The 2,504-nt window shown below is 67.7% G+C and carries 6 protein-coding genes; all 6 read right to left on the bottom strand.

Translation table 11 applies throughout. From position 1 onward, the window contains the following. On the bottom strand, positions 1-641 hold a 641-nt coding region (gene sctJ / locus AC1D01_RS29825), incomplete at its 3' end, for a type III secretion system inner membrane ring lipoprotein SctJ (protein WP_477872874.1). Between the two features lie 43 nt (positions 642-684). Further along, positions 685-1,113 carry a hypothetical protein gene (locus tag AC1D01_RS29820; protein ID WP_477872872.1) on the bottom strand — a complete coding sequence of 143 codons (429 nt, stop codon included), beginning with the start codon at positions 1,111-1,113 and terminating at the stop codon, positions 685-687. A 22-nt stretch (positions 1,114-1,135) separates the two neighbouring features. Beyond that, the gene (locus AC1D01_RS29815) at positions 1,136-1,591 is read right to left on the bottom strand and encodes an HrpB1 family type III secretion system apparatus protein (RefSeq protein WP_477872870.1); all 456 of its coding nucleotides are present in this window, start codon (positions 1,589-1,591) and stop codon (positions 1,136-1,138) included. A 111-nt stretch (positions 1,592-1,702) separates the two neighbouring features. Continuing rightward, positions 1,703-2,053 carry a hypothetical protein gene (locus AC1D01_RS29810; RefSeq protein WP_477872868.1) on the bottom strand — a complete coding sequence of 117 codons (351 nt, stop codon included), beginning with the start codon at positions 2,051-2,053 and terminating at the stop codon, positions 1,703-1,705. Between the two features lie 106 nt (positions 2,054-2,159). Further along, the gene (locus AC1D01_RS29805) at positions 2,160-2,336 is read right to left on the bottom strand and encodes a hypothetical protein (RefSeq protein ID WP_477872866.1); all 177 of its coding nucleotides are present in this window, start codon (positions 2,334-2,336) and stop codon (positions 2,160-2,162) included. 18 nt (positions 2,337-2,354) lie between these two features. After that, positions 2,355-2,495: a hypothetical protein gene (locus AC1D01_RS38405; RefSeq protein WP_489740818.1), complete on the bottom strand. Its 141-nt coding sequence runs from the start codon at positions 2,493-2,495 to the stop codon at positions 2,355-2,357. Positions 2,496-2,504: the final 9 nt, after the last annotated feature.

The following is a 2,504-nucleotide window of genomic DNA, read 5'->3' as shown; positions in this document are numbered from 1 at the left end:
ACCGGCGACATCCCGCCGCGCTGCGCGATCGCCGCGCTGGCGAGCTCGGGCAGTGCGGCCGCGGCCACCAGCGTCACGTTGACGTTCTCGTAGGTCAGGCCCTCGACGCTGCGCACGACCAGGTTCTTGACCGTCGGCACCAGCGTGGCCACGTTCGACTCGGTGCGGTGCTTGATGAACACCGACGCGCTCGACGGCTTCACATGCTCGGCCAGCGGGTCGTTGTTCGGCAGCACCACGTGCACGCGGGCCGAGACCACGCCGTCGATGCTGGACAGCGTCTTCTCGAGCTCCTGCGACACGCCGTAGATGAAGCGCACGCGCTCCTCGGTCGGCGTGGAGATCAGGCCGTCCTTCTTGAACATGTCGCCCAGGTTGGCGCGGCGCTCGGCCGGCAGGCCGTTGGCGCGCAGCACCGCGAGCGCGCGGCCCATGTGGTCGGTCTCGACCGCGACGTTCCAGGTCTTGCCGTCGGGGCTGGCCTTGGCGGCGTCGAGGTTGGCCAGCAGCAGCACGCCCAGCATGTCGTTGGCGTCGGCCTCGGTCAGCTTCGTGTAGACGTCCTGCTTGCAGCCGGCGAGCGCCAGGGCGCAGGCGGCGAGCACGATCGCGCGCAGCAGGAAGGCCGGGGGGGTGGGGATCGACAGGGAGGTCAGCACGGGGGGCTCCTTCGGGACCGCGAGGTCACTGGTTCTTCAACAGGGTTTGCAGGCTCTTGTTCGAGCCCTGCGTGATCGAGGTGGCGATCTGCAGCTTCAGGTTCGTCACCGCGACGTTGCGGCTGACCGCCATCGACGCGGCAACCACTTCAGATGCACCCATGCCGGGCGCCGCGGCGAGGAAGTTCTCGACCTGGCCTTCGACGCGCTGCAGGTCGCCCTGCTGGCGCTCGATCACGTGCTGGATCACGTTGCCCGGGTGGCCGGCCGACGAGGCGGCATGGTCGGTGCTGCGCTGCATCAGCGACTGGAAGTTCTGCTGCATCTCGGGCGTGACGGCCGAGGGCACGGGGGCCACGCCGTGTCCGGCGCCTTGCGTCGCCTGCGAGGCCAGGGCCTGCAGCGCCTGCTCGGCGGGGTTCAGCGGGGCGACGGATGAAATCGGGTTGATCATGGTTCGTCCTCGGTGGAACGGGTCAGCAGGCCAGGCCCATCGGCGGCATCATCGACAGGTGGCTGCCGCCATGGGAATCGTTCGTTGCCTTGCGGATCTGGCGACCGGAGGCGGATTCCAGCGCATCGACGATGCCGCGTGCGGCGGCGTCCGCCGGCAGCGCGATCGCCTCTTCGGCATAGGTTTCCCACAGGCCGTCCTGCTGCACGAACAGCGTGAACGACAGCATCGCCTTGATCACCGCGTTGGTCGGGTGCCTGTGCTCGGTGCGTTCCAGCAGCGAGCGGGCGCCGGCGAAGTCGCCGGCATGGATCAGGATGCGGGCCTCGGCCGCGGCAAGCTGCGGCAGGTCCGGATGCACCGCCGACATCAGCTTCAGCACCGTGGCGACATCGTTGCGCGGCGCGATCTCGCTCGCGAGCGAGTAGACCGCGGCGAACAGATCGGTTTGCCACTTCGGCAGCTTGCGAGCGGACATGGTCGAATCCTTCAGGCCAGTTCAAAGAGTCTGGAAAGGTGGCATCGCCGACCCGATGCCCCGGGGGTAGAACAGCAGAAAAGGGCGGACGGTCGGTCCGCCATGAATGGCTTACTGCGCTGCCGACTTGAACGACTCGCCGGCCTTCTTCATGACGCTGTTCAGACCGTCGTTGATCGACGCCATCATGTTCATCTTGGCCATCGCCGAGCTGGCTTGCATCTGCATCTCGGTCATGGCTTGCGCGTCCTGCACGGCGCCGTTCAGCGACTGGCTCGTGGTGCTGACGTCGCTCCCGCCGATCGAGTTCAGGTTGTCGCCCACCGAGTTGGAGGCGTTGTTGGAGACCGCTTTCGTCGAACCGGAGGAGACCGCGTTGCTGGCTGCGCCGGAGGCGGTGGTGCCGAGGTTCTTGCCAAGGCCCAGGGCGCCGGAGCTGGAGAAGAGGTTGAGCGGGTTCATGTCGTTTCCTTTCAGGGGTGCCTTGCAGGCGGGGTGCAGCCACTTGGCAGGCTCCTTGCGGGGCCTGATCGGGAGCGGGCTGCGTTGCTCTTTCGAATGGGGTGAATCAGGTCGAGGCGATGGCCGAAGCCAGCGCGCGTTGAAGGGAGCCGTCGTCCGGCCACATGCGCGACAGCGCGGCGAAGATCGTGTCGGCGTCCTGATCGCTGCCGTGCAGCAGGCCGAGCGCCATCGTGGCGGCCAGCTTGCGGACGACCTCGAGCTCCAGGGGCTGTGCGTTCATGCGGCAGTCCTCGGGGGATCAGGCGACGAGCTCGCGGCCGTGCGTCTTCTGCCAGGCCAGCAGCACGATGCGGCGCGACGCGGCGAAGGCATCGCTCACGAGCCCGGCGAAGTTCTTCTCCTCGAAGTCCGTCGCACGCAGCTGCATCTGCTGGCTCAGCGTCTCGGC

It is taken from the genome of Rhizobacter sp. P3_B12 (assembly GCF_056402895.1).
The sequence above is the reverse complement of the archived record's forward strand: the minus strand, read 5'-3'. Positions and strand labels throughout refer to the sequence as shown.

Excerpts from the sequence above, each read along its gene's own strand:
- AC1D01_RS29820 (WP_477872872.1), bottom strand. The coding sequence starts at position 1,113 with ATGATCAACCCGATTTCATCCGTCGCCCCGCTGAACCCCGCCGAGCAG.
- AC1D01_RS29815 (WP_477872870.1), bottom strand. The coding sequence starts at position 1,591 with ATGTCCGCTCGCAAGCTGCCGAAGTGGCAAACCGATCTGTTCGCCGCG.
- AC1D01_RS29810 (WP_477872868.1), bottom strand. The coding sequence starts at position 2,053 with ATGAACCCGCTCAACCTCTTCTCCAGCTCCGGCGCCCTGGGCCTTGGC.
- AC1D01_RS29805 (WP_477872866.1), bottom strand. The coding sequence starts at position 2,336 with ATGAACGCACAGCCCCTGGAGCTCGAGGTCGTCCGCAAGCTGGCCGCC.